This window comes from Streptomyces sp. BYX5S, assembly GCF_054724165.1.
Map to the genome: position 1 here is coordinate 3,706,321 of NZ_CM138829.1, position 22,840 is coordinate 3,729,160.

The window sequence follows — 22,840 nt, forward strand, 5'->3', positions numbered from 1 at the left end:
CCCGAAACTCTTTCGACGCCTTTGCCGCGATGACTCGCTGGCGGCCCGATCGTTGATGTCGATCACCGCGAATCCGCCGCCGCTCGGAGACCGGCGTTGTGTACTTGAACTGCTGTGACGGGCGATCGCAAAGATCGGTCGCGAATAAAGAGTTTCGTCCGCTCTGCCGAAACAGTTGACAGCCCTCAGGGCCAGGACCAACCTATCGGCGTCGACACGCACCTCAATGGCTGTGCAGCCTCTCGCAGGCCCCACCAGGAGGAAGCATGAACTCGAACAACAAGGCCCCCGTCCCACCCCTGAGCCGCCGCGCCTTCATCGGCACCGCCGGAGCCGCGGCCCTGAGCGCCACGGCGCTGACCGTGCCGGGCACCGCCCACGCGGACACGACGATCACGACCAACCAGACCGGCACCAACAACGGCTACTACTACTCGTTCTGGACCGACGCGCCCGGCACGGTCTCGATGACCCTGTCCTCCGGCGGCCGCTACAGCACGTCGTGGCGGAACACCGGGAACTTCGTGGCCGGCAAGGGCTGGGGCAACGGCTCCCGCAGGACCGTGAACTACTCGGGCAGCTTCAGCCTGTCCGGCAACGCTTACCTGACGCTGTACGGCTGGACCGCGAACCCGCTCGTCGAGTACTACATCGTCGACAACTGGGGCACCTACCGGCCCACGGGCACCTACAAGGGCACCGTCACCAGCGACGGCGGCACGTACGACATCTACCAGACGACGCGGTACAACGCCCCGTCCGTCGAGGGCACCAGGACCTTCAACCAGTACTGGAGCGTCCGGCAGTCGAAGCGCACCGGCGGCAGCATCACCACGGGGAACCACTTCGACGCCTGGAGCCGCGCGGGGATGCCCCTCGGCAGCTTCAACTACTACATGATCATGGCGACCGAGGGCTACCAGAGCAGCGGCAGCTCCACGATCACCGTGAGCTGAGCCCTCCCCCCACACCGGAGGATCCCCCCATGAAACCGAGACCAGACCTCCCGTCGCGACCCTTACGCTCCCGGTTGCTGAAGCTGGCCGTCGTCACCGCGGTCGGGGCGAGCAGCCTCACCGTCGGAGCCACCGCCACCGCGCAGCCCGCGGCGGCCTGCACCGGATACGTCGGACTCACCTTCGACGACGGCCCGTCGGCCGCCACCACACCGGCTCTGCTGGACACGCTCCGGCAGAGCGGTCTGCGCGCCACCATGTTCAACCAGGGCCAGTACGCCGCCACCAACCCGTCCCTGGTGCGCGCCCAGGTCGCGGCCGGGATGTGGGTCGGCAACCACAGCTACACCCACCCTCACCTGACGCAGCTCGGGCAGGCGCAGATCGACTCCGAGATCGCCAGGACCCAGCAGGCCATCGCCGCCGGAGGAGGCGGCACGCCCCGGCTGTTCCGTCCGCCGTACGGCGAGACCAACGCGACGGTCGCGTCCGTCGCCGCGAAGTACGGCCTGACGCAGGTCATCTGGGACGTCGACTCGCAGGACTGGAACGGGGCGAGCACCGACGCCATCGTGCAGGCCGCGGGACGGCTCACCAACGGCCAGGTCATCCTCCTGCACGACTGGTCCGCCAACACCCGCGCCGCCGTCCCCCGCATCGCGCAGGGGCTCGCCGCCCGCGGCCTGTGCGCGGGCATGATCTCCCCGCAGACCGGCCGCGCGGTGGCCCCGTCGTGACACCACCGAGCGACTGACCCAAGGCCGCGGTCCGGCCGGGACACACCAACTCCCGGCCGGGCCGTGGCCGTTCAGGGCGACACCTTCCACCGGGAGCGGTCAGCCGGTCCACGAGGTGCCGTACGCGGCGGCGAGGTGCTGTGCCTCGTGTGGTGTGAGCAGCCGGGCCTGACGTTCGCCCAGGGTGAGGAGGAGAGCGGCGGTCTCCTCCAGCTCCACGGCGGTGTCGACGGCCGCGCGGACCGTGGTCCCGGACACCACCGGACCGTGGTTCTGCAGCAGCGCGGCGCGGAACGGGAACGGCAACCGCTCCAGCTCGGCGGCCTGTTCGGCGTCGCCCGGGGGAGCGTAGGGGAGGAGCGGGGTCTGTCCCACGCGCATCACGAAGTAGGGGGTGAGCGGGGGCAGGGCGCTGCGCGCGGACCACGCGGGCAGGCAGGACGCCGCCGCGGCCTGACGCGAATGCAGGTGGACGACGGCCCTGGCCTCGGGGTCGCGCCGGTAGAAGGCGGTGTGCAGGGGGAACTCCTTCGACGGGCGGGGCCCGTCGAGGTGCGCGCCGTTCAGGTCCAGCGTGGTCAGGCCGTCGGGGTCGACCGCGGCGAGGTCGGCGCCGGTGGGTGTGATGAGGACCCGGTCGCCCTCACGGACGCTGAGGTTCCCGGACGAGCCGGGACTCAGGCCGAGCGACGCCAAGTGGGCGCCTGCGGCGGCGAGTTCGTGGCGAAGACTCATGCGAGGTGGCCCCAGGCCGTGGTGAAGATGTCCGTGCCGCCGAAGTTGCCGGACTTGAGGGCGAGGTCGATGCCGTCGGCCGCCCCGCCCGCCCCCGGCTCGGTGCGGGCCCAGGCGACACCCGGCGCGATCTGCTCACCGATGCGCAGGGTGCGGCACCCGAGCGCGGTGGTGACGGCCCCGGAGGTCTCTCCGCCGGCGACCAGCAGACGCCTCGCGCCCGCGTCGACGAGACGCGTGGCGCACTCCGCCAGCGCCCGTTCGACGAGTTCGGAGGCGGGGGTCGCGCCCGGCGGGGTGTCGTGTTCGAGGTCCGAGAGGGAGGCGACCGCGTAGATGAGTGGGGGCAGGGCGGCGTCGCGGCGCCAGCAGTCACGCGCGAAGTCGACGAGCCCGGCCACCGTCCCCGCGAAGTCCGAGCGCAGCGCAGCGATGTCGAGCCCCCGGTGCGGGAGGTGTTGCTGCGCGTCGGCGACCTGGGCGCGCGTGGCGGCGGACGCGCTGCCGGCGAGAACGGCCCCCGGGGCGCCGGGAGCGGAGGCGGCGGTGGCGCGCGCGGTCCCCTCGTGCGGGCCCGTCAGCCCCAGGGCGAGGCCGGCCGCGCCGGTGATCAGGGGCATGTCGCTCGTCGCCGCGGCGATGGTCCGCAGGTCGTCGTCGCGGGTGGCGTCGACGACGGTGAGGGCGTCGGCGAACCGCGGGTCGGCGAGGGCGTCGCGCAGCGCCCGGGGGCCGGAGCGCACGGTGTCGAGGTCGATGGACCGCACGGGGCGCCGGGTCTGGGGCGCGAGGAGCCGTCCGACGTGCGCGTCGCGCATGGGGGTGAGCGGATGGTCGCGCATCGGGCTCTCGTCGAGCAGCTCGTCGCCCACGAACAGGCGCGACTTGTAGACGGTGCGGCCCGTCGCAGGAAAGGCCGGGACGACGACGGTCGCGCTCTCTCCCAGGGCGTCGAGGAGGGCGTCGCTCACCGGGCCGATGTTGCCCTCGGGGGTGGAGTCGAACGTCGAGCAGTACTTGAAGTAGAACCGCCGGCAGCCCGCGTCCCGCAGGGCCCGCAGGGCCTCGGTGGACTCGCGGACCGCCTCGTCGACCGGGTTGGTGCGTGTCTTGAGGGCGACCACGACGGCATCGGCCTGCCGCACCTCCGCGGCGGCGGGCCCGTCGCCGGTCAGGCCGGCGGAGCCGACCGCGACCACCGTCCGGAAACCGCGGGCGACGAGCATGGTGGCGAGATCGGTGGCGCCGGTGAAGTCGTCGGCGATGGCCCCGAGCAGTGGCATCGGACCTCCAAGGTGCGGTGGGTGTGACGGCAGGTGTGAACCTGCCGACCGTGCATGTGAAGTTATGTTAACAACCTTTACTCCCATGAGAATGCCTGATACATGTTGTTAACCGATGGGATCAGTTCACGCCACCGTCGGACGACCCACGTGCCGGAGCACCGGGGTCACCCCTGCCTATGAGCACTCACTGAGGAGGGCCATGAATCTGCACCACCTGTTCGCCGCCACCAAGGGCCGGAACGTGCGCTACGCGCTCTCCGGCGCCGGCGGCGGATTCGCCCGCACCCTCCTCGCCCAGACCCGCCGGATCGACGCCCTGGAACCGGCCGTCCTGTGCGACCGCGACCTGCCGCGCCTGCGCGCCATGCTGGTTGACCTCGGCTACGACACGGACCGCTTGACCGACTGCGCGGACGCCGCCGCCGTCGTCCGGGCCCGGGACGAGGGGCACATCGCCCTGGTCGCCGACGGGTCCCTCCTCGGCGCCGCCGACTGGGACATCCTCGTGGAGGCGACCGGCAGCCCCGTCCACGGATACACCATGGCCGAGGAAGCCCTGCGCGGTGGCCGCCACGTGGCCATGGTCAGCAAGGAGGTCGACTCCGTCGCCGGACTGCACCTCGCCGAGCTCGCCGCCCGGGAAGGCCTCGTCTACACCACCGCCGACGGCGACCAGCCCGCCAACCTCATCGGCCTGGTCACCTGGGCGCAGCTCCTGGGCCTCGACATCGTGGCCATCGGCAAGTCGAGCGAGTACGACCTGGTCCTCGACCCCGAGCGCGGCACGGTGACCCAGCTCGACACCACCGTCCCCGCCCCCGAACTCGCGGGCCTGCTCACGCTCGGCGACGACGTCGCGGCGACGCTCGAAGCCCGAGCCGCCGCCGTCGCCGCGCTGCCCCAGGGCGCCACCGCCGACTACTGCGAGATGGCGGTCGTCGCCACCAACACCGGATTCAAGCCCGACACCGAGCTGCTCCATTACCCCGTGGCCCGGACCGCCGAGCTCGCCGACATCTACCGGCTGCGCGAGGACGGCGGCGTCCTGCGCCGGCCCGGCGCCGTCGACGTGTTCAGCGCCCTGCGCCTGCCCGGAGAGGCGTCCTTCGCGGGCGGCGTCTTCGTCGTCGTACGCACCGGGGACACCGAGACGTGGGAGACACTGCGCGGCAAGGGACACGTCGTCAGCCGCGACGGCGGATACGCCGCCGTCTACCTCCCGTACCACCTGATGGGCGTCGAGACCCCGCTGTCGCTGCTCTCCGCGGTCCTGCACCAGCGCCCCTCCGGCGGCACCGACCCGCGCGGCCACGCCGTCCTCGGCGGCCGTGCCCGCCAGGACCTCCCGGCGGGCACCGTCCTCGACATGGGCGGCCACCACCACGACGTCACCGGCGTCCAGGCCGTGCTGCTGCGCGACGAGGACACCCCCGAGGACATCGCTCCGCTCTACCTCGCTGCCCACACCACGCTGGCCCGGCCCGTCGCCGCGGGGGAACTCGTCCGCCTCGGCGACCTCGCCGACGCCGACGAAGCGCTCACCCGGGCCTGGACGGCCGGCCGCGCGGCCCGCCGCACCGCATCGGCGGTGCAGCGTTGAGCACCGACGTCCAGCACCTGCTGCTCGGCGCCGCGGCCGTCGTCGTGCTCGTCGTGCTCATCACCAAGTTCAAGCTCCACCCGTTCCTCGCCCTCACCCTCTCCGCGCTGGGCCTCGGGCTCGCCGCGGGCATCGGTCCGGGCACCACCGTCGAGCACTTCCAGGACGGTTTCGGCGACGCCCTCGCCAGCAGCGGCCCCACCATCGGCCTGGGCACCCTGCTCGGCGGCATCCTGCTCGGCTCCGGCGGCGCCGACCGCATCGCCACCGTCTTCATCGGCGCGCGCCCCGTGAAGTGGATCCCCACCGCGATCACCGCGGCGGCCCTGCTCATCGGCATGCCGCACCTGTTCGACGTCAGCTTCGTGATGCTCGTCCCGCTGGTCTACGCCGTCGCCAAGCGCACCGGCTCCCACCTGCTGTACGTCGGTCTGCCCATGGCCGCGGGCCTCTACGTCTCGCACGGCCTGCTGCCGCCGCACCCGTCGCCGACCCTGGCGGTGTCCGCGTACGACGCGAACACCGGGCTCACCATCCTGTACGGCCTCATGATCGGCATCCCGCTGGCCATCGTCACCGGGCCGCTGCTGACCCGGTTCGCCTCCCGCTGGTTCGGGCCCGCCCCCGATCTCGACAAGGGGCCCGTGCCCCAGCCCGACCCCGCCCCGGACAGCCGGCGGCGCCCGGTCTCCTTCACCCTGGCCCTCATCACCGTGCTGCTGCCGCCCGGCCTCATGCTGATCGGCACCCTGGGCACGGCACGCACCACCGAGGGCACCCTGCCGTACGCCTTCTTCGAGGCCTGCGACTCCTCGGTCCTCTCGCTGCTCGCCGCCGTCGTCTTCGCGTTCTTCGCGCTGGGCCTGCGCTCCGGGTTCGGCCTTGGGCAGTTGCAGAAGATGGCCGGCAAGGGACTCGGCCCCGTCGGGGCGATCGTCCTCATCCTCGGCGCGGGCGGCGGCCTGAAGGCCATGCTCACCGCCACCGGCATCGACAAGATCATCTCGGACTACGCCGTCGACTGGGCCGTACCACCCCTGCTGCTGGCCTGGCTCGTCGCCGCGCTCCTGCGCATCTGCCTCGGCTCGGCCACCGTCGCCACCGCCGCCGCGACCGGCATCGTCGCACCGCTGCTCGCCGCGTATCCGGGCACCTCGCCGGAGCTCATGGTGCTCGCCACGGCCTCCGGCGCCGTGATGCTCTCCCACGTCAACGACTCCGGATTCTGGCTCTTCAAGGAGTACTTCCAGCTGTCCGTGTCCCAGACGTTCCGCACCTGGACCCTCATGCTGTCGCTCCAGTCCCTGCTCAGCCTCGGCGGTGTCCTGCTGCTCAGCACGTTCGTCGGAGGCTGAGTCGCCGCCGGAGCGCGGTCGATCATCGGCTAACGTCGCGTACGAATTTCGGAGAAGGGTGACGATGACCGCTCAGCAGCACCTGCCGCTCATCCCGGACCAGCGGCGCGAGCACCTCCTGCGCCATCTGCGCAAGGAGGGCGTGCTCAGCGTCCAGCAGATCACGCAGCTCTTCCAGGTCTCCCACATGACGGTGCGGCGGGACATCGCCGAACTCGAACGCCAAGGGCTGGTCTTCTCGGTGCCCGGCGGCGTCAGGATCGCCAGCCACGTCAGTACGGAACCCAGCTTCCAGGACAAGACCCGCGTCGAGCAGCCCGCCAAGGGGGCCATGGCGCGCGAGGCCGCCCGCCTGGTCACCGAGGGAATGACCGTCTACCTCGACGCGGGCACCACCCTGCTCGCCATGGTCCCGGAGCTGGCACGCCTGAGCGAACTCACCGTGGTGACGAACGACTTCGCCACCGCCGAGCAGCTCATGGCCTCGCCCCACCTCGACGTCGTGCACACCGGCGGCCGCATCGACATGGCGAACCGGTCCAGCGTCGGCCGCCTCGGCGCCGCGACCCTGCGCCAGCTCGCCCTCGACCTCGCCTTCATCAGCACCAGCTCCTGGGACCTGCTGCGCGGGGTCACCACCCCCTCGGAACCCAAGGTCGACGTCAAGCAGGCGGCCATGGAGTCCGCGGCCGCCTCGGTCCTGGTGGCGGGCTCGTCGAAGTTCGGCACGTTCGGCAAGTACCGGGTGGCTCCGCTCACGGCGTTCGACACCGTGATCACCGACAACGCCCTGGCCGAGGGCGCGGCCACCGGCATCCGCGAGAACGGCTGCGAGCTGCACCTGGCGCAGCCGCAGCCGTAGCGCCGGCCGACCGTCGCGGTCCCATAAGGACGCCTGATACCCCCATCGCGGATTCCTGCCTTCCGCGCCGCTGATCACCGTGTTTCCCTCTCATCAACTCACGACGTGGTGAGAGGAACCCCGTGACAGCTCTGCACACCGCGATAGCCATCCTCGTGGTTGTCCTGCTCATTCTGGTGCCCAAGGTGGAACCGGTGATCGCCCTGGTCATCGGCTCGCTCTACCTCGGTGTCGCCACCGGCCTCGGCTTCGAGGGCACCATCGAGACGATCGTCGACGGCTTCGGCGAGATCATGGCCGAGGTCGGCCTGCTGATCGGCTTCGGCGTCCTGCTCGGCTCCCTGCTCAACTCCATGGGAGCCCTGCAGAAACTGGTCGAGAAACTGATGCGCGTCCTCGGCCCCGGAAAGCTCCCCTACGCCCTCGCCGGCGCCCTCAGCGCCGTCTTCCCCTCCATCTACGTGGACGTCCAACTCGTCCTCGCCGCCCCGCTCGCCAAGTCGGCCGCGCCCCGCATGGGACGCCACGGACTGCCGATGATGGGCGGCGCGCTCAGCGCCGGCATCCTCGTCGGCTACGTCTTCGTCGTCCCGGGCCTCGGCACCCTCGCGGTCGCCGGACTGCTGCACGTGCCGCTCAGCACCATGCTGGTGTACGGCTTCGTCCTCGGCCCGCTCGCGGCCCTGCTGACCGTGTTCCTCTACGGGCGGCTGCTGCGCGCCGGCCTGTGGAACGCGGCCACCGACGAAGCGGCCGTCGGCACCGACGCCGAGACCGATGCCGAAGCCGCCTCGGACCACGGCCAGGACGCGGTCCGCCCGCAGCCGCCGCTGTACCTCTCGCTGCTGCCGATCGTCGTTCCGCTGCTGCTCATCGCCACCGGCGCCGTCGCCGACGCCGCGGGCGTAAAGTCCGATCTCCTCGCCTTCCTCGGCAACCCGGCGTTCGCGCTGTTCGCCGGCCTGGTCGGTGCGTACGCCCTGGCCAAGCGGGTGCTCACCACCGAGCGCGTGGACCGGGCGGTGACCGAGGGCTTCCACAGCACCGGACAGATCCTGCTGGTCACCGGTGTGGGCGGATCGCTCGGCGCCGTCATCGGCAAGACCGGCCTCGACAAGGTGCTCTCCGGGATCTTCTCCGCCGACGCGGGCATGTCCACGGTGCTCACGATCCTGCTCGTGTGGCTGGTCGCCGCCGTACTCCACCTGGCCATCGGCTCCATCGGCGTCGCCGCCATCGCCGCCGCCGGGATCATCGCCCCGATCATGGGCGACCTCGCCGTGCCACCCGCCGTGCTGGCGCTCGCGATCGGCTCCGGTTCGCTCTTCGCCCTCCAGGTGAACAGCAACTTCTTCTGGATGTTCCAGCCGCTCCTCGGCGTGACCACCCGGGGCGCCCTCAAGGCACTCACCTTCGTGACCGCGCTCGCCTCGGTCGTCTCGCTGGTCCTGGTCATCGCCGTGAGCTTCGTGGTGTGACAGCCGCGCGCCGCCCCGTCGAGAGAAAGAAGCACATGCAGCCCCTCCGCGACCTCACCGTCGTCTCGCTCGAACAGGCCATCGCCGCCCCGTACGCCACCCGGCAGCTCGCGGACCTCGGCGCCCGCGTCATCAAGGTGGAGCGGCCGGGCGCCGGAGACTTCGCCCGCGCCTACGACAGCCGCGTGCGCGGACTCAGCTCCCACTTCGTGTGGGTCAACCGCAACAAGGAATCGCTCACCCTCGACATCAAGGACCCGCAGGGCATGGACGTCCTGCGCCGGCTGCTCGCCGACGCCGACGTCTTCGTGCAGAACCTGGCCCCCGGCGCCGCCGAGCGGGCCGGCCTCGGCTGGGCCGAACTGCACGCCGCACACCCGCGGTTGATCGTCTGCGACATCTCCGGCTACGGCTCTCCCGGCCCGTACGCCACCGCGAAGGCGTACGACCTGATGGTGCAGAGCGAGTCCGGGCTGCTCTCGGTGACGGGCAGCGTGGAGGAGATGGCGAAGGTGGGCATCTCCGTGTCCGACATCGCCGCCGGCATGTACGCCTACAGCGCGATCCTCGCCGCTCTGCTCGAACGCGGACGCACCGGCGAGGGCGTCCATGTCGACGTGTCGATGCTGGAGGCCACGGTGGAGTGGCTGGGCTTCCCCCTGTACTACGCGTACGACGGCGCCGAGCCGCCGCCGCGCGCCGGTGCGGCGCACGCCACCATCTACCCGTACGGTCCCTTCACCGCAGGGGACGACAAGGTCGTCATGATGTGCATCCAGAACGAGCGCGAATGGGCGGCCTTCTGCGAACGCTTCCTCCAGCGCCCGGAGCTGGCGACGCACCCGGACTACGCGGGCAACGCCGCCCGCAATGCGCACCGGGAGGCCCTGGGCGCGATCATCGCGGCGCGGTTCGCCGAGCTCACCGCCGCCGAGGCCGTCGAGCTGCTGGCGGCCGTCCCGGTGGCGCACGCCCGCGTCAACTCGCTGGCCGAGGTGTGGGAGCACCCGCAGCTGACCGCCCGCGGCCGCTGGCACGAGGTGGGCACCCCGGCCGGCGCCGTCCCCGCGCTGGCCCCGCCGGGACTGGTCGACGACACCCCCCGCATGGACCCGGTGCCCGCCCTCGGCGAGCACACCCGGGCCATTCTCGCCGAGGCCGGCCTGGCCGACGCCGAGATCGACGCGCTCACCGCCCGGGGCGCCGCATGAGCCACCCCACCAACCCCCTGGCCACGGCGGTGACCTGGCTGTTCGTCCCCGCGACACACCCCGGACGGTTCGCGAAGGCGGCCGCCAGCGGCGCCGACGCCGTCGTCGTCGACTTCGAGGACGCCGTGGCCGCGGACGACAAGGCGGCCGCCCGTGAGCGGCTGCGCGCCGCCTGGCCCCGGGACGCCGACGTGCCCGTGACCGTGCGGATCAACGGGCCCGGCACCGCCGAGTACGAGGACGACCTCGCCGTGTGCCGGGCCCTGGCGCCCGCCGCCGTCGTGCTGCCCAAGACCGAGTCCGCGGCGCAGGTGCGGCACACGGCGCAGGCGAGCGGCACCCGCGTACTCCCGCTGATCGAGACCGCGCGCGGACTGGTCCACCTCGACACCATCACGGCCGAACCCGACGGCGTCCGGCTGCTGTTCGGCAGCATCGACCTCGCCCTCGACCTCGGTGTGTCCGACGACCGGGCGCTGGACTCCGCCCGCGCCGACCTGGTCCGCTGGTCCGCGGCGAACGGACGTCCCGCCCCCGTCGACGGAGTCACCACGGCCGTCCGCGACCCCGACGCCGTGACCCGGGCGGCGGCGCGCGGCCGGGCCTGGGGCTTCGGCGGCAAGCTCTGCATCCACCCGGCCCAACTCCCGCACGTGCGGGCCGCCTTCGCCCCCACCGAGGAGGAGGTGGGCTGGGCCCGGCGGGTGCTCGCCGCGGGCCACGAAGGGGCGGCGACGGTGGACGGTGAGATGATCGACCGGCCGGTCGTCGAACGGGCCCGGCGGATCCTCCACCGGGCCGCCTCCGACGCCCGGTCCAGCAGACCCTGAGCCCGTACTCCTGAGCCGGAAGGCAGCCCCGAACGCCCCGTGGACATCGCCCAGCTGCGCGACTTCATCGCCGTCGTCGACGCCGGCAGCCTCTCCCGGGCCGCCGGTGTGCTGCACGTGTCGCAGCCCGCCGTCAGCCAGCGCATGGCCCAGCTCGAGACACACCTCGGGGTGCGGCTGCTCGACCGCGGGCCGCGCGGCGTACGGCCCACGCCACGGGGGCAGACGCTCTACCGGGACGCCCAGCAACTGGTGCGGCAGTTCGACCGGCTCGCACAGGACATCACCGGCGGCCGCCAGCCGGTCCACGGCCCGGTCGCCATCGGTCTGCCCACCACGGTGACCGCGCCGCTCGCACCCGCCCTGTTCTCCTGGGTCCGCGCCCATTACCCCGGCATCCACCTGCAACTCTTCGAGTCGATGAGCGGCTACGTCCACGAACTGCTGCTCGCCGGGCGCCTCGACCTGGCCGCCGTCTACCGTGAGGACGACGCGCCGCGCGCGGGTGAACTCCCGCTCTACTCCGAGGAGTTGTATCTCATCGGGCATCCGGACCCGGCCCCGGACAGTCCGGACGAGGTGTCCTTGCGCGATCTGGAGGGGGTGCCGCTCGTGACGCCGGGGGCGCGCAGCAACCTGCGGGCCCTGGTGGACCGGGCGTTCGCCGCGCGCGGACTGGCGCAGAACAACGTGGGCGACGTGGAATCGCTCGGCACCCTGATCCGCATCGCCGAAAGCGGCGAGGCCTGCACGATCCTGCCGCGCTCGGTGGTCGCGGTGCACGGCACCCAGCCGGGCCTCGGCGTGCGCCGCATCGTCGACCCGGCGCTGCGCCGCCACATCGCCGTCCGCACGGCCACCGACCGTTACGAGCCGAGCGAACCCGTCGTGGCGGTGCGTCGCGGCATCGTCGAGGTCACCCGGGAACTGGCGGCCACCGGCCGGTGGCCCGGCATCCGCCCGGCGTGACCGGCACACGTACGGCCGGGCCGTCACGGCCCGGCCGTACGTGACGCGGGTTCAGACCTCGGGTCTCAGGCCTTGTCCTGCATGCTGCTGCGCGCGGGGTTGCCCTGCTCCGCCGCCTTCGGGTCCTTCTCGTCGGCCTTGGCGCGCACCCCCTGCTCGATGCGCTCACCGATGGACCGGTCGACGTTGGACCAGTACTCGAAGGCCCGCTTGAGCACCGGCTCGCTCACGCCGTTGAGCAGGTGACCGACGACGTTGTCGACGAAGCGGTCGCGCGCGGCGTCGTCGAAGACCTCGCGCACCATGGTGCCCGCCTGCCCCCAGTCGTCGTCCTCGGCGTGGTCGACGTAGGCGGCGCGGGTGATGTCACCGTCCGCGTACCAGCTCGGCGGCGTGCCGTAGCGCTCGGTGTCGGCCGCCGGGCCGCCCTTGGAGTTCGGCGCGTAGACCGGGTCCTGGGCCTTCCGGAAGGCCATCGCCCCGTCCTTGGAGTACGTGTGCAGGGGCGCGACCGGCGCGTTGACGGGCAGCTGCTGGTAGTTGCCGCCGATGCGGTGCCGGTGCGCGTCCGCGTACGAGAACAGCCGGCCGAGCAGCATCCGGTCGGGGCTCGGGCCGATGCCGGGGACCAGGTTGTTCGGCTGGAACGCCGCCTGCTCGATCTCCGCGTGGTTGTCCGTGGGATTGCGGTCGAGGGTCATCTTGCCGACCTCGATGAGCGGATAGTCCGCGTGGGGCCAGACCTTGGTCAGGTCGAACGGGTTGAAGCGGTACGTGGCCGCGTCCTCGTACGGCATGACCTGCACGTGCAGCGTCCAGCTCGGGTACTCGCCGTCGCGGATGTGCTCGAAGAGGTCCCGCGTGTGGTAGTCCGTGTCGGCCGCGGCCATCTGGTCCGCCTCGTGCTGCGTGAAGCACTCGACGCCCTGGTCGGTCTTGAAGTGGTACTTCACCCAGAACCGCTCGCCCTGGGCGTTGATCCACATGTAGGTGTGCGACGTGTAGCCGTTCATGTGGCGCCAGGAGCGGGGGATGCCCCGGTCGCCCATCAGCCAGGTGACCTGGTGGGCGGACTCGGGCGAGAGGGTCCAGAAGTCCCACTGCATGTCGTGGTCGCGGAGGTTGTTGTCCGCGCGGCGCTTCTGGGACCGGATGAAGTGCTGGAACTTCATCGGGTCCTTGATGAAGAACACCGGGGTGTTGTTCCCCACCATGTCGTAGTTGCCCTCGGTGGTGTAGAACTTCACCGCGAAACCGCGGGGGTCGCGCCAGGTGTCCGGGCTGCCGCGCTCCCCGGCGACCGTGGAGAAGCGGGCCACGAGTTCGGTGCGCGTACCGGGCTGGAACAGCGCGGCCTTGGTGTAGGCGCTGACGTCCGCGGTGACCTCGAAGTGCCCGAAGGCGCCGCTGCCCTTGGCATGCGGCTGCCGCTCCGGAATCCGCTCCCGGTTGAACTGCGCCATCTGCTCGATCAGATACGAGTCCTGGAGGAGGATCGGCCCGCCGGCGCCGACCGTCAGCGAGTGCTCATCGCTTTCGACCGGGATGCCGGCATCCGTGGTGGTGGGTTTGGCTGTGGGGTCGCTCATGAGCTGTGCGTGCCTCTCGACGGGGGTCGCTCTACGCCGCGGCGCTCTGGCCGAGTGAGCCCCGGAAGCTCTTTTCGAGCGGAACGCATCCGGAGGGACACACCGGGCAGACCGACGACGAGACCATCTTGCTGCCTCTCGCCGGACCTGGCCATTCGAGCCACCGCGACCTCCCCTGTACCCCGGCAGCGGGACTTCACCTCACCTGGGCGCGGAGAAGATGAGCCGTACTTCCGTCGTGCGGTACCCGGCACGGGTGAAGGCATCCGCCATCGGCCGGTTGCCGAGGTCGGTGGTGGCGGTGATCCGGTCCGCGCCGTCCGCGGCCTGGAAACGGGTGAGGGCGGCGAGGATCTCCGACACGAGACCCCGGCCGCGCAGCTCGGGGACGACGCCGAGGTAGCCGACGTTGCGGCTGTAGGGCGTGGCCGACGGGATCGCGAGGCCGGCCAGGGCGCCGTCGGGGGTGTGGGCGAGGCGCCACCAGTCCCGCTTGCCGGGGCGGTCGAGGTAGAAGGCCAGGCTCTCGCGGGCGGCGGCCTCCCGCCCGACGGCCGCTTCGCTCTCGACGGTGTGCGCGTCGAGCGTGCCCTCGGCAACCCGCAGCATCGCCCGGAGGAAGACCTCGTCGTCCGGCTCCGGCGACAACACCAGCCGCTCGGGCTCGGCGGGCAGCGGGGCCTCGGGCGTCCACTCGAACTGCAACCGCTCCACCTCGACGGTCAGCCCCGCGCGGCGGGCCGCCTCCTGGCGCCAGGCCACCGCGGCGACGTGCGCGGGGTCCTCCCGCCACGAGCCGGGCAGCTTCATGAGGTTGTAGAGCGGCGCGGCCTCGGCGCCCGCCGCCCGGAACGCCGCGTGGGCGGCGTCGAGGAGAGCGGCGCCCAGTACGGCCCGCTCGGCGGCGGGCACCTCGTCGGCCACGGCGAGGCAGTCGAGCGCGAGGGGGTGCGCGCTGTCGCTCTGCCCCCACCACAGGGCGCGCGCCAGCACCCGCCCGTCCGGCCCCCAGACGGCCCAGGTCCACTCCGGCCGGTACATCCGCTGTGCGGCCTCCGCCCGGTACGCGGCTGCCGACAGCCGCCACACGGGCTCTTGCGAGCCGAGGTCCAGCACCCGGTCGAGCTCCGCACCGGGCCCCGCCACGGCGGAGAACCGGGAAGCCGTACCGCTGAGGAATGTCATTCAGGCACCTTTCACGTGCACGTGCGCCGGTCGCCGACAACGGCCGGCCGGGTCGCACGGCCGGCACGCGGCGCGCCGACCGCGAGTGATCCTGCCAGGGGTGCATGGACAGGACAACGAAGTATTTCCGCCCCGCCCGCACGGGTGGTGACCGACTGTGTGCAAGACGGGCGAGTGCCGCTGTTTGCTCGTAGGGTCGAGGGGCAGGCGGTTCATCAGTGCTTGGGACAACAGGCGCGAACCAGCAGCGGGAGAGGTCCATCTGAGCGGCCTTCCGGGGCGTTGCTGGTGTTCTGACGTCCAGTAATCCAAGGAGCACTTCGACTATGCCTACTCAGCACTCCCACGACGACGCTCCGGACACCGTTGAGGCCTTCTACCGACTGGCGGAGGCCGCGGAGGGCCCCGAGTACGACGTCCTGCTGGAAGAACTGGTCGAGGCATGGCTGCCGATGGCCGAACGCCTGGCCGCCCGGTACCGCAACAAGGGCGAAAGCCTGGACGACCTCCGGCAGGTCGCCGCGCTCGGCCTGGTCAAGGCCATCAGCCGGTACGAGCCGGGGCGCGGCGCCTTCGAGTCCTACGCGGTGCCCACCATCACCGGTGAACTGCGCCGCCATTTCCGTGACCACAGCTGGGACGTGCACGTCCCGCGCCGCGTGCAGGATCTGCGCAACAAGGTCCGCAGCGCCCGCAGGGAGCTCCAGGCCGAGCCCGGTGAGCGGGAGGAACCCACCATCGAGGAGATGGCCGCGAGGGCGGGCCTGAGCGTGGAGGAGACCCGCGAGGGCATCGCGGCGCTGGAAAGCCACAGCACGCTGTCCCTGGAGGCTCAACTCGGCGCGGCCGGCGACGGAGTCAGCCTCGCCGACACCCTCGGGGTCACGGACAAGGCCTACGACACCATCACCGACCGCGAATCCGTGAAGGAGGGCCTGCGCCTGCTGCCCGAGCGGGAACGCGAGATCCTCTACATGCGGTTCTTCGAGGACATGACGCAGTCCCGCATCGCGGAGAAGATCGGCGTGTCCCAGATGCATGTCTCCCGCCTGATCACGCGCAGCTGCGCACGGGTGCGCGCGGTGGCCACCGGATCCGCGGACCGGTCCGCCGACCGTTCCGCCGACCATGCGCAGGCCGCCTGAGAGCACCGACGCGGACGACCTCCTGACCGAACCGGCCCCCTGAGGAAATCGGGGTGCCGGTTCAAAGTCCGGTCAGAAGTCCGGTCAGAAGTCCGGGGCGAGGATGTCGGCGGCGATGCTCGCCAGCGGGCGCCCGCTGGCGAAGGCGCGGGCGCGCAGCCTGGTCAGCGCCTCCTCGACGGGCAGACTCAGCCGTTCGGCGAGCCGGGCGGAGGCCGCGTGCGTGGTGACCCAGTGGGTCTCGAGGAGGTCGGCGGGCTCCCACGCCGGCAGCGTGCCCCGCGCGAGCAGCTGCCAGAAGTCCGGCAGCAGCGCCTCGGCCGTGGCGCCGACGGCGAGCGAGGCCTGATTCATCGCCTCCGGCACGACGAGGCAGGGCCGCTCGCACAGCAGCAGGGCGGTACCGAACACCTTCGAGTCGAAACGGAGCGGGAAGGCGTACACCGCGCCGTATCTGCTCCGTTCGTACAGGCAGGCCTGGAACATCGGCCACCGCGCGAGAGGCTGCGACATGTCGTTGACCAGGACCGCGCGGTCCGTCACCGCGGCGGAGACACAAGGGCCTTCCCCGGCGAGGAACTCCGCCTCCTCCACATGCAGGGCACGCTCGTCACTCACCCCCACCAGCTGCCGGTACGGCGTATCCGTGAGCCAGGACAGGGCCGCGCCGTCGACGGGCAGCGCCTCGCACAGGGCCCGGCACAGCACCGTCGGCAACTGCCGGCCCACCTCCGCACGGCGCGCGGCGGCAAGGACCTGTTGCGCCGCCGTCAACCGCTCACTCATCGGGACCGCTCCCCGCATCGACACTCCATTGCTGCCACCCCAGTACCCATGTACGACGCAAGTTTGTCCGCGGCCCCGGAAAGCATCAGTGTGGAGGCGCGCCGACGCGCTGGGTACCCGGACCTGACCGCACACCGGCGCGAGCACGTCGCGTTCTGCCCACGGCAGAGGACCGGCCCGACCGGAGTCCGCGGTCACTACAGTCCGGGCTCATGACGACGGTGACGACGGTGACAACGCGCACGATCGCCTACGCGGCCGACGGCCTGACGATGGTCGGGCACCTCGCGCTCCCGGCCGGTGCCGGCCGCCGGCCCGCGGTACTCGTCGGACCCGAGGGGGTGGGGCTCAGCGACGTCGAACGCCACCGGGCCGACGCGCTCGCCGAGTTGGGATACGTGGCGCTGGCCTTCGACCTCCACGGCGGGCGCTGTCTGACCGACCCCGAGGAGATGCTGGCCCGGTGCCTGCCGCTGCTCGCGGACCCCGACCGGATGCGCGCCATCGGCCACGCGGCGCTCGACGTGCTCCGCGCCGAACCGCGGACCGACCCCGGCCGGATCGCCGCCGTCGGCTACGGCACGGGTGGCGCGATCGCGCTGGAACTCGGACGCGACGGCGTCGACCTGCGCGCGATCGCGACCGTCAACGCACTGACCACGGGCCGACCGGGCGAGGCCGCGCGCATCCGCTGCCCGGTGTGGGCTGGGGTCGGATCGGAGGACCCGATCATGCCGCCCGCGCAACGGGACGCGTTCACCGCCGAGATGCAGGCCGCGGGCGTCGACTGGCGCCTGGCGGTCTACGGCGGCGCCCTGCACGCCTTCCACCACCCACCGGTCGACCACCCCGTGCGCCCCGGTGTCGGCCATCACCCGCGGCACGCGCAGCGGGCGTGGCGTGACGTCGTCGATCTGCTCGCCGAGTGCGTACCCACAACCGTCTGATCCGGTCGGCCGAAGGACGGGGCGGTGGGCCCTCGTACACGGGTACGTTCCTCGGCATGGACGCAATGGACCTGCTCAGACGCTCCGGCGGTCCGGTGACCCGTAGCCGGATGGGCCGTGACCTGGCCGCGCTCGGACTCGGGGAGGGCGACGTCGTCATGTTCCACACCCGCATGTCCGCCCTCGGCTACGTGGCCGGCGGGGCGCAGACCGTGATCGACGCGCTCCAGGACGTCGTCGGCGCGCGCGGAACGCTGATGGTGACGTGCGGCTGGAACGACGCGCCTCCGTACGACTTCGTCTCCTGGCCGCAGGACTGGCAGGACGCCGTGCGCGCGGACCATCCGGCCTACGATCCGGTCCTCAGCGAGGCCGATCACGACAACGGACGCCTCCCGGAGGTGCTGCGCCGTCGGCCCGGCGCCGTGCGCAGCCGTCATCCGGATGTCAGTTTCGCGGCGCTGGGAGCCGCAGCGGAGGAGCTGATGGCCGACCACCCCTGGGACGATCCGCACGGCCCTGGCAGCCCTCTCGCACGGCTGACAGCGCACCGTGGCCGGGTCCTGATGCTCGGTGCGCCCCTGGACTCCATGACGCTGCTGCACCACGCCGAAGCGCTCGCCGACGCACCCGGCAAGCGGTTCGTGGAGTACGAGCAGCCGATCGTGGTGCGGGGCCGCCGGCGCTGGCGCCGCTTCCACGACATCGACTCGGAGAACGGGGCCTTCGACTACTCGGCGGTGGTCCCCGAGGGACAGGATCCGTTCGACGCCATCGTCCGGGACATGCTCGCCGCGGGTTGCGGCCGACGGGGCAGGGTCGGCGCTGCCGAGAGCCATCTCTTCGATGCCCCGGACGTCATCGACTACGCCACCACCTGGATCGACACCAGGCTGAGGGGGTAGGCGGCGGCAGCCCGGGGCAAGGAGCGTGCCGCCGGGATGTCCCGCTCGGACGGAGTGTCGGAGTCCGGTGCTCAGCCGGTGGAACGCTGCCCCCGACCCGGCGCGGCGGTCGACTGCGCGGCCTCGGCCTCGGCTTTCGCGTCGTTCACCGCGGCGGCGGCCTGTTTGGCGACTTCGTCGGCGGCCGCCGCGGCGGTGTTCGGCGGTGCGGCCTCGATCTGCGGCGTGCCGACTTCCTCCGCTGCGTCGGCAGGGGGTTCGTCGGCCTGTGCGCTCCGGGGCGGTCCCGACGTCGATTCGTCCCCGAAGGCCTTGGTGACGGTGCGCACTGCTTCCGTGAGCTCTCCCGGGATCACCCAGAAGGTGTTGTTGTCGCTCTGCGCGAGGTGCGGCAACGTCTCCAGGTACTTGTAGGCCAGCACCTTCGGATCGGCGTTGTTGCGGTGGACGGCCTGGAAGACGCGTTCCACCGCCTTGGCCTCGCCGTCCGCCCGCAGGATCATGGCCTGTTGCGTGCCCTGCGCCTCCAGGATGTCCTTCTGCTTCGTGCCCTCCGCGGTGAGGATCTTCGCCTGGCGTTCCCCCTCGGCGTGCAGGATGGCGGCGCGTTTGTCGCGCTCCGCGCGCATCTGCTTCTCCATCGCTTCCTTGATCGTGTTCGGAGGGTCGATGGCCTTGATCTCGACGCGGTTGACGCGGATGCCCCACTTGCCGGTGGCGTCGTCGAGGACGGTCCGCAGCCGGGTGTTGATCTCCTCGCGGGAGGTGAGCGTCTCCTCCAGGTCCATGCTGCCGATGACGTTGCGCAGCGTGGTCACCGTGAGCTGGTCGATCGCCTGGAGGTAGTCGGCGACCTCGTAGGCCGCCGACCGCGGGTCGGTGATCTGGTAGTAGAGCACGGTGTCGATGTTCACCACGAGGTTGTCCTCGGTGATGACGGGTCTGGGGTCGGACGAGTACACCTGCTCGCGCACATCCAGTTTGGTGTTGACGCGGTCGGCCACGGGCAGGACGAGGTTCAGCCCCGGTTGCAGGGTGCGGCGGTAGCGGCCGAACCGCTCGATGTTGTAGCGGCGGGCCTGCGGCACGATGCGCACGGAGGCGGCCACGAGGAAGACGACGACGAGGGCCGCCAACAGGATCGGGATGACTACGGGGTCCACGCTTCCTCCAGTGATGAGCGGTCGGCCGGTTACGGAAGGAGCTCGCGGGGATAGACCACAGCCGTCGCCCCTTCGATCTCCATGACGTCGACCAGCGCCCCCACGGGGATCACCTGGGTCTCGTCCAGGGCGCGAGCGGACCATTCCTCGCCGGAGAGCTTGATCAGGCCACGGGTCGCCGTGACCTCCTGCATGACCTCGGCCCGCTTGCCGACCAGTGCGTCGCTGCCTTCGCGGGTCAGGGGCGACTGCGCCAGATGCCGCATCGCGACAGGCCGGACGAGGAGGAGGCCGGCCGCGGCCGACACGCCGAGCGCCACGAACTGGCCGAGAAGCCCCACTCCCACACCGGCGACCACCGCGGTCACGAGCGCCGCGCCCGCCAGAAGCCCGAAGACCAGCGTCAGGGTGAAGAACTCCGCGGCGCCGAGACCCACGGCGGCGAGCAGCCAGATGAACCATGGCATGGCGATCAGCCTCCCTCGGGGGGACCTCTTCACAAAGCTACCGTCTGGAACACCGGACAGAACAGGCTTAACCGGCTCGATCAGCTTCATGAGGAGGTCTGCGACGCCGACGCGGCCCATCTGCGTCGCGAAGGCGCGCGAAGTTGTCGGTGGCGCCCGCGCTCACCCCGGCAGCAGCAGTTCGCACGTTTCTCCTGGCTGTACCAGCACGGCACGGTCCGGCAGGCGCACCGTGATGGGGGAGCGGTCCGAGGCCGGCACGGTGAGGTGCATGCGGTCGGAGAGGATGCGCAGCCGGATGCCCCAGTGGCCTCGGTAGTGGAGGGTGAACCCGTAGGAGGAGCCGGTCAGTTCACGAAGCGGCGCCGGATCCAGGCACAGCGCGTCGTCGCGTGTTTCGAGGCCGGTGAGGCCGCGCTGGACCAGATCCACGGTGCCGGCCATCGCGCCGAGGTGGATGCCCTCGCCGGTGGTGCCTCCCTGGATGTCGGCGATGTCCCCGACCAGTGCTTCGTGGGCGAAGCGCCAGGCGCCGGTGCGGCGGGCCCGAGCGAGCACCCAGCCGTGCACGAGGCCGCTCAGGGTCGAGCCGTGGCTGGTGCGGCGCAAGTAGTGATCGACCGTGCGCCGCCACGTGGCGTCGTCGAGTGCGTACCCCAACTGCGCGAAGAGGGAGCTGAGTTCAGCGGGTGGGAACAGGTAGCCGAGCATCAGGACATCCGCCTGCTTGGACGCCTGGTAGCGGTTGACCCGGTCGCCCTCGGCCTCCAGGATCCGGTCGAGGCGGCGGATGTCCTCGTACCTCTTCGTGTACGCCTCCCAGTCCAGCTCGGCCAGTCGCTCGTACCCGGCGAACTGGCTGATCACCCCGTCGTGGAACGGAACGTGCAGGGACCGGGAGACGTCCCGCCACAGCTCCGCCTCGCCGCCGTCGAAACCGATCCGCTCCGCGAGCTCCTGCCGTCGCGGCGGGGGCAGCAGGTCCAGCAGCTCCAGGGCGCGGGTCAGCACCCAGGCCGCGGTCACGTTCGTGTACGCGTTGTCGTCGATCCCCGGCCGGTCGGAGTCCGGGTAGGCGTCGTGGTACTCGTCGGGGCCGACCACACCGCGGATCCGATACCGGCGAAGCGCGTCGTCGTAGGTGGCCGTGTCCGCCCAGAAGCGGGCGATCTGGAGCAGCATCTCGGCGCCCTTGGTGTGCAGGAACTCGGCGTCGCCGGTGGCCTCCCAGTAGCGCCAGACGTTGTAGGCGACGGCCGAGCCGACGTGGTGCTGCAAATGTGTGTGGTCGGGCAGCCAGCGCCCGGAGTTCGGGTTGAGGTGCAGTCGCTGGGTCTCCTCGCGGCCGTCGCCGCTGCTCTGCCACGGGTACAGGGCGCCCCGGCCGCCGGCGTCGTCCGCCGCGCGGCAGGCCCGCTCCAGGCGGCGGTGCCGGTAGGTGAGCAGCGCGCGGGAAACCTCCGGGAAGTGCAGGTTCAGATACGGCAGGACGAACAGCTCGTCCCAGAAGACGTGGCCGCGGTACGCCTCGCCGTGCAGCCCGCGCGCCGGTACGCCCACGTCGAGGTCGGCGGTGTGGGGCGAGAGGGTCTGGAGCACGTGGAAGAGGTGCAGCCGCAGGATGCGGCCCGCTTCGGCGGGCATGTCCAGGTCGGCGCGCCGCCAGAGCTGGTCCCATGCCGTGAGGTGCGAGTCGAGCAGGCCGTCGAAGGGCCGGGCCCGCTGAGCCCGGTCGACGGCCGCTTGCAGCGGGTCGCCGATGGCGGGGTCCCGGGAGGTGTGCAGGGCGACGACCTTGTCGACCGTGACGGTGTGCCCCGGCTCCAGGGGCACGTACAGCAGCTGGGCGGCGCGCTCGCCGGTGAGGTGCCCGTACGTCTGCGTGACCTCGGGACAGGTGGTGCGTGCCGCGAGGGCGATGCGGACGTCGGAGGTGCGGGTGCGGCAGCGCAGCCAGACGAGGTCGGGGTCGACCGTGCCGCTGTGACCGTGCACGAGGTGGCGGCCGTCGAGGTCGCGGTAGCGGGGTACGCCCGCGTTGCGCACCGCGCCGTCCAGGGCGGACTCCACCTCCAGCTCTCCCGTCCAGTTCTCGGCGTGGAACTCCGTGCGCAGCGCCGCGAGATGAGGATCGGCCATGTGCACCAGCCGGAGCTGCCGCACACCGACGCGCCGTCCCGCCGCGTCCTCGTACACGGTCCGGCGTTCCAGCAGACCGCTGCCGAGGAGAAGGCGCAGGCGGTGCTCGACGACGTGAGAGGTGTCCGGGTGGAGCCATGCCCCGGCGCCGGACTCGTCGCGGCAACGAAACCGCAGCGGAAGCCAGTTGGGGACGTTGACGAGGTCCTCGTTGCCCACGCGGTGACCCGCGACCACGGAGGTGAGGCGGTCGTAGCAGCCCGCGACGTAGGTACCCGGGTAGTGGATCTCACCGGCCGTGCACTCGGGAAGAGCGCCCCGGGTGGCGAAGTAGCCGTTGCCCAGCGTGCACAGCGATTCGCGGAGACGCTCCTCGCCCGCCGCGTAGCCTTCGTAACTCCACGTCCCATCGGTCACGGCGCGGCCTCCTCCAGGATCAGTTCACTCAGGTCACCGACGACCGGGTCCGCGCCGCGTCCTCACGACGACGGATCA

General features: G+C 71.6%; 20 protein-coding genes. 12 read left to right on the forward strand and 8 right to left on the reverse strand.

Annotation, left to right across the window (positions count from 1 at the left end; translation table 11 throughout):
• Positions 1-266: 266 nt before the first annotated feature.
• Positions 267-956, forward strand: a complete 690-nt coding sequence (locus tag ACYBSK_RS16865; protein WP_460246675.1) for a glycoside hydrolase family 11 protein — start codon at positions 267-269, stop codon at positions 954-956.
• A 29-nt stretch (positions 957-985) separates the two neighbouring features.
• Positions 986-1,693: a polysaccharide deacetylase family protein gene (locus ACYBSK_RS16870; protein WP_460246676.1), complete on the forward strand. Its 708-nt coding sequence runs from the start codon at positions 986-988 to the stop codon at positions 1,691-1,693.
• Between the two features lie 99 nt (positions 1,694-1,792).
• Here the strand turns inward: ACYBSK_RS16870 and ACYBSK_RS16875 are convergent, their stop codons facing one another.
• A complete protein-coding gene (locus tag ACYBSK_RS16875; protein WP_457477915.1) occupies positions 1,793-2,428 on the reverse strand; it encodes a class II aldolase/adducin family protein in 636 nt (211 codons plus the stop codon).
• The gene (gene otnK, locus ACYBSK_RS16880) at positions 2,425-3,711 is read right to left on the reverse strand and encodes a 3-oxo-tetronate kinase (protein WP_460246677.1); all 1,287 of its coding nucleotides are present in this window, start codon (positions 3,709-3,711) and stop codon (positions 2,425-2,427) included. Before otnK ends, ACYBSK_RS16875 begins: the two co-directional genes overlap by 4 nt.
• Positions 3,712-3,913: 202 nt before the next feature.
• Here otnK and ACYBSK_RS16885 point away from each other — a divergent pair, with 202 nt between their 5' ends.
• The 7 genes from ACYBSK_RS16885 to ACYBSK_RS16915 all read left to right on the forward strand — a co-directional run bounded on the left by ACYBSK_RS16885 (position 3,914) and on the right by ACYBSK_RS16915 (position 12,019).
• Positions 3,914-5,314, forward strand: a complete 1,401-nt coding sequence (locus tag ACYBSK_RS16885) for a homoserine dehydrogenase (protein ID WP_460246678.1) — start codon at positions 3,914-3,916, stop codon at positions 5,312-5,314.
• Positions 5,311-6,669, forward strand: coding sequence for a GntT/GntP/DsdX family permease (locus ACYBSK_RS16890; protein ID WP_460246679.1), 1,359 nt, complete (start codon positions 5,311-5,313; stop codon positions 6,667-6,669). The genes ACYBSK_RS16885 and ACYBSK_RS16890 overlap by 4 nt, the downstream gene beginning before the upstream one ends.
• Before the next feature lie 64 nt (positions 6,670-6,733).
• Positions 6,734-7,531 carry a DeoR/GlpR family DNA-binding transcription regulator gene (locus ACYBSK_RS16895; RefSeq protein WP_460246680.1) on the forward strand — a complete coding sequence of 266 codons (798 nt, stop codon included), beginning with the start codon at positions 6,734-6,736 and terminating at the stop codon, positions 7,529-7,531.
• Between the two features lie 122 nt (positions 7,532-7,653).
• The gene (locus tag ACYBSK_RS16900; protein ID WP_460246681.1) at positions 7,654-9,009 is read left to right on the forward strand and encodes a GntP family permease; all 1,356 of its coding nucleotides are present in this window, start codon (positions 7,654-7,656) and stop codon (positions 9,007-9,009) included.
• A 35-nt stretch (positions 9,010-9,044) separates the two neighbouring features.
• Positions 9,045-10,220: a CaiB/BaiF CoA transferase family protein gene (locus ACYBSK_RS16905; RefSeq protein ID WP_460246682.1), complete on the forward strand. Its 1,176-nt coding sequence runs from the start codon at positions 9,045-9,047 to the stop codon at positions 10,218-10,220.
• The gene (locus ACYBSK_RS16910; protein WP_460246683.1) at positions 10,217-11,050 is read left to right on the forward strand and encodes an HpcH/HpaI aldolase/citrate lyase family protein; all 834 of its coding nucleotides are present in this window, start codon (positions 10,217-10,219) and stop codon (positions 11,048-11,050) included. The genes ACYBSK_RS16905 and ACYBSK_RS16910 overlap by 4 nt, the downstream gene beginning before the upstream one ends.
• A gap of 39 nt (positions 11,051-11,089) precedes the next feature.
• The gene (locus ACYBSK_RS16915) at positions 11,090-12,019 is read left to right on the forward strand and encodes a LysR substrate-binding domain-containing protein (protein WP_457477923.1); all 930 of its coding nucleotides are present in this window, start codon (positions 11,090-11,092) and stop codon (positions 12,017-12,019) included.
• A gap of 65 nt (positions 12,020-12,084) precedes the next feature.
• Here ACYBSK_RS16915 and ACYBSK_RS16920 read toward each other — a convergent pair whose 3' ends face one another.
• Together ACYBSK_RS16920 and ACYBSK_RS16925 are read right to left on the reverse strand one after the other, a co-directional pair.
• The gene (locus tag ACYBSK_RS16920) at positions 12,085-13,608 is read right to left on the reverse strand and encodes a catalase (protein WP_457477924.1); all 1,524 of its coding nucleotides are present in this window, start codon (positions 13,606-13,608) and stop codon (positions 12,085-12,087) included.
• A gap of 201 nt (positions 13,609-13,809) precedes the next feature.
• Entirely contained in the window at positions 13,810-14,793 is a 984-nt protein-coding gene (locus ACYBSK_RS16925) for a GNAT family N-acetyltransferase (RefSeq protein WP_460246684.1), read from the reverse strand.
• Between the two features lie 326 nt (positions 14,794-15,119).
• Between ACYBSK_RS16925 and ACYBSK_RS16930 the strand changes: the two genes are divergently transcribed.
• Positions 15,120-15,938, forward strand: a complete 819-nt coding sequence (locus ACYBSK_RS16930) for a SigB/SigF/SigG family RNA polymerase sigma factor (protein ID WP_460246685.1) — start codon at positions 15,120-15,122, stop codon at positions 15,936-15,938.
• 84 nt (positions 15,939-16,022) lie between these two features.
• Here the strand turns inward: ACYBSK_RS16930 and ACYBSK_RS16935 are convergent, their stop codons facing one another.
• Entirely contained in the window at positions 16,023-16,724 is a 702-nt protein-coding gene (locus ACYBSK_RS16935; protein WP_460246686.1) for a GAF domain-containing protein, read from the reverse strand.
• Positions 16,725-16,945: 221 nt separating this feature from the next.
• Between ACYBSK_RS16935 and ACYBSK_RS16940 the strand changes: the two genes are divergently transcribed.
• Together ACYBSK_RS16940 and aac(3) are read left to right on the forward strand one after the other, a co-directional pair.
• On the forward strand, positions 16,946-17,671 hold the full coding sequence (locus ACYBSK_RS16940) for a dienelactone hydrolase family protein (RefSeq protein ID WP_460247046.1): 726 nt from the start codon (positions 16,946-16,948) through the stop codon (positions 17,669-17,671).
• A 56-nt stretch (positions 17,672-17,727) separates the two neighbouring features.
• A complete protein-coding gene (aac(3), locus tag ACYBSK_RS16945; RefSeq protein WP_460246687.1) occupies positions 17,728-18,576 on the forward strand; it encodes an aminoglycoside 3-N-acetyltransferase in 849 nt (282 codons plus the stop codon).
• Positions 18,577-18,647: 71 nt separating this feature from the next.
• Here aac(3) and ACYBSK_RS16950 read toward each other — a convergent pair whose 3' ends face one another.
• The 3 genes from ACYBSK_RS16950 to ACYBSK_RS16960 all read right to left on the reverse strand — a co-directional run bounded on the left by ACYBSK_RS16950 (position 18,648) and on the right by ACYBSK_RS16960 (position 22,762).
• Complete coding sequence (locus tag ACYBSK_RS16950) at positions 18,648-19,739, reverse strand: SPFH domain-containing protein (RefSeq protein WP_460246688.1); 1,092 nt, start codon at positions 19,737-19,739, stop codon at positions 18,648-18,650.
• A 29-nt stretch (positions 19,740-19,768) separates the two neighbouring features.
• Positions 19,769-20,206, reverse strand: a complete 438-nt coding sequence (locus ACYBSK_RS16955) for an NfeD family protein (RefSeq protein ID WP_457477930.1) — start codon at positions 20,204-20,206, stop codon at positions 19,769-19,771.
• Between the two features lie 162 nt (positions 20,207-20,368).
• Positions 20,369-22,762, reverse strand: a complete 2,394-nt coding sequence (locus ACYBSK_RS16960; protein ID WP_460246689.1) for a glycoside hydrolase family 65 protein — start codon at positions 22,760-22,762, stop codon at positions 20,369-20,371.
• Positions 22,763-22,840 lie beyond the last annotated feature (78 nt).

What these genes read in the sequence shown, in the direction of transcription:
- otnK (WP_460246677.1), bottom strand. Translation starts at nt 3,711, where the DNA reads ATGCCACTGCTCGGGGCCATCGCCGACGACTTCACCGGCGCCACCGAT.
- ACYBSK_RS16865 (WP_460246675.1), top strand. Translation starts at nt 267, where the DNA reads ATGAACTCGAACAACAAGGCCCCCGTCCCACCCCTGAGCCGCCGCGCC.
- ACYBSK_RS16930 (WP_460246685.1), top strand. Translation starts at nt 15,120, where the DNA reads ATGCCTACTCAGCACTCCCACGACGACGCTCCGGACACCGTTGAGGCC.
- ACYBSK_RS16905 (WP_460246682.1), top strand. Translation starts at nt 9,045, where the DNA reads ATGCAGCCCCTCCGCGACCTCACCGTCGTCTCGCTCGAACAGGCCATC.
- ACYBSK_RS16885 (WP_460246678.1), top strand. Translation starts at nt 3,914, where the DNA reads ATGAATCTGCACCACCTGTTCGCCGCCACCAAGGGCCGGAACGTGCGC.
- ACYBSK_RS16870 (WP_460246676.1), top strand. Translation starts at nt 986, where the DNA reads ATGAAACCGAGACCAGACCTCCCGTCGCGACCCTTACGCTCCCGGTTG.
- ACYBSK_RS16895 (WP_460246680.1), top strand. Translation starts at nt 6,734, where the DNA reads ATGACCGCTCAGCAGCACCTGCCGCTCATCCCGGACCAGCGGCGCGAG.
- ACYBSK_RS16935 (WP_460246686.1), bottom strand. Translation starts at nt 16,724, where the DNA reads ATGAGTGAGCGGTTGACGGCGGCGCAACAGGTCCTTGCCGCCGCGCGC.
- ACYBSK_RS16910 (WP_460246683.1), top strand. Translation starts at nt 10,217, where the DNA reads ATGAGCCACCCCACCAACCCCCTGGCCACGGCGGTGACCTGGCTGTTC.
- ACYBSK_RS16920 (WP_457477924.1), bottom strand. Translation starts at nt 13,608, where the DNA reads ATGAGCGACCCCACAGCCAAACCCACCACCACGGATGCCGGCATCCCG.
- ACYBSK_RS16875 (WP_457477915.1), bottom strand. Translation starts at nt 2,428, where the DNA reads ATGAGTCTTCGCCACGAACTCGCCGCCGCAGGCGCCCACTTGGCGTCG.
- ACYBSK_RS16955 (WP_457477930.1), bottom strand. Translation starts at nt 20,206, where the DNA reads ATGCCATGGTTCATCTGGCTGCTCGCCGCCGTGGGTCTCGGCGCCGCG.
- ACYBSK_RS16925 (WP_460246684.1), bottom strand. Translation starts at nt 14,793, where the DNA reads ATGACATTCCTCAGCGGTACGGCTTCCCGGTTCTCCGCCGTGGCGGGG.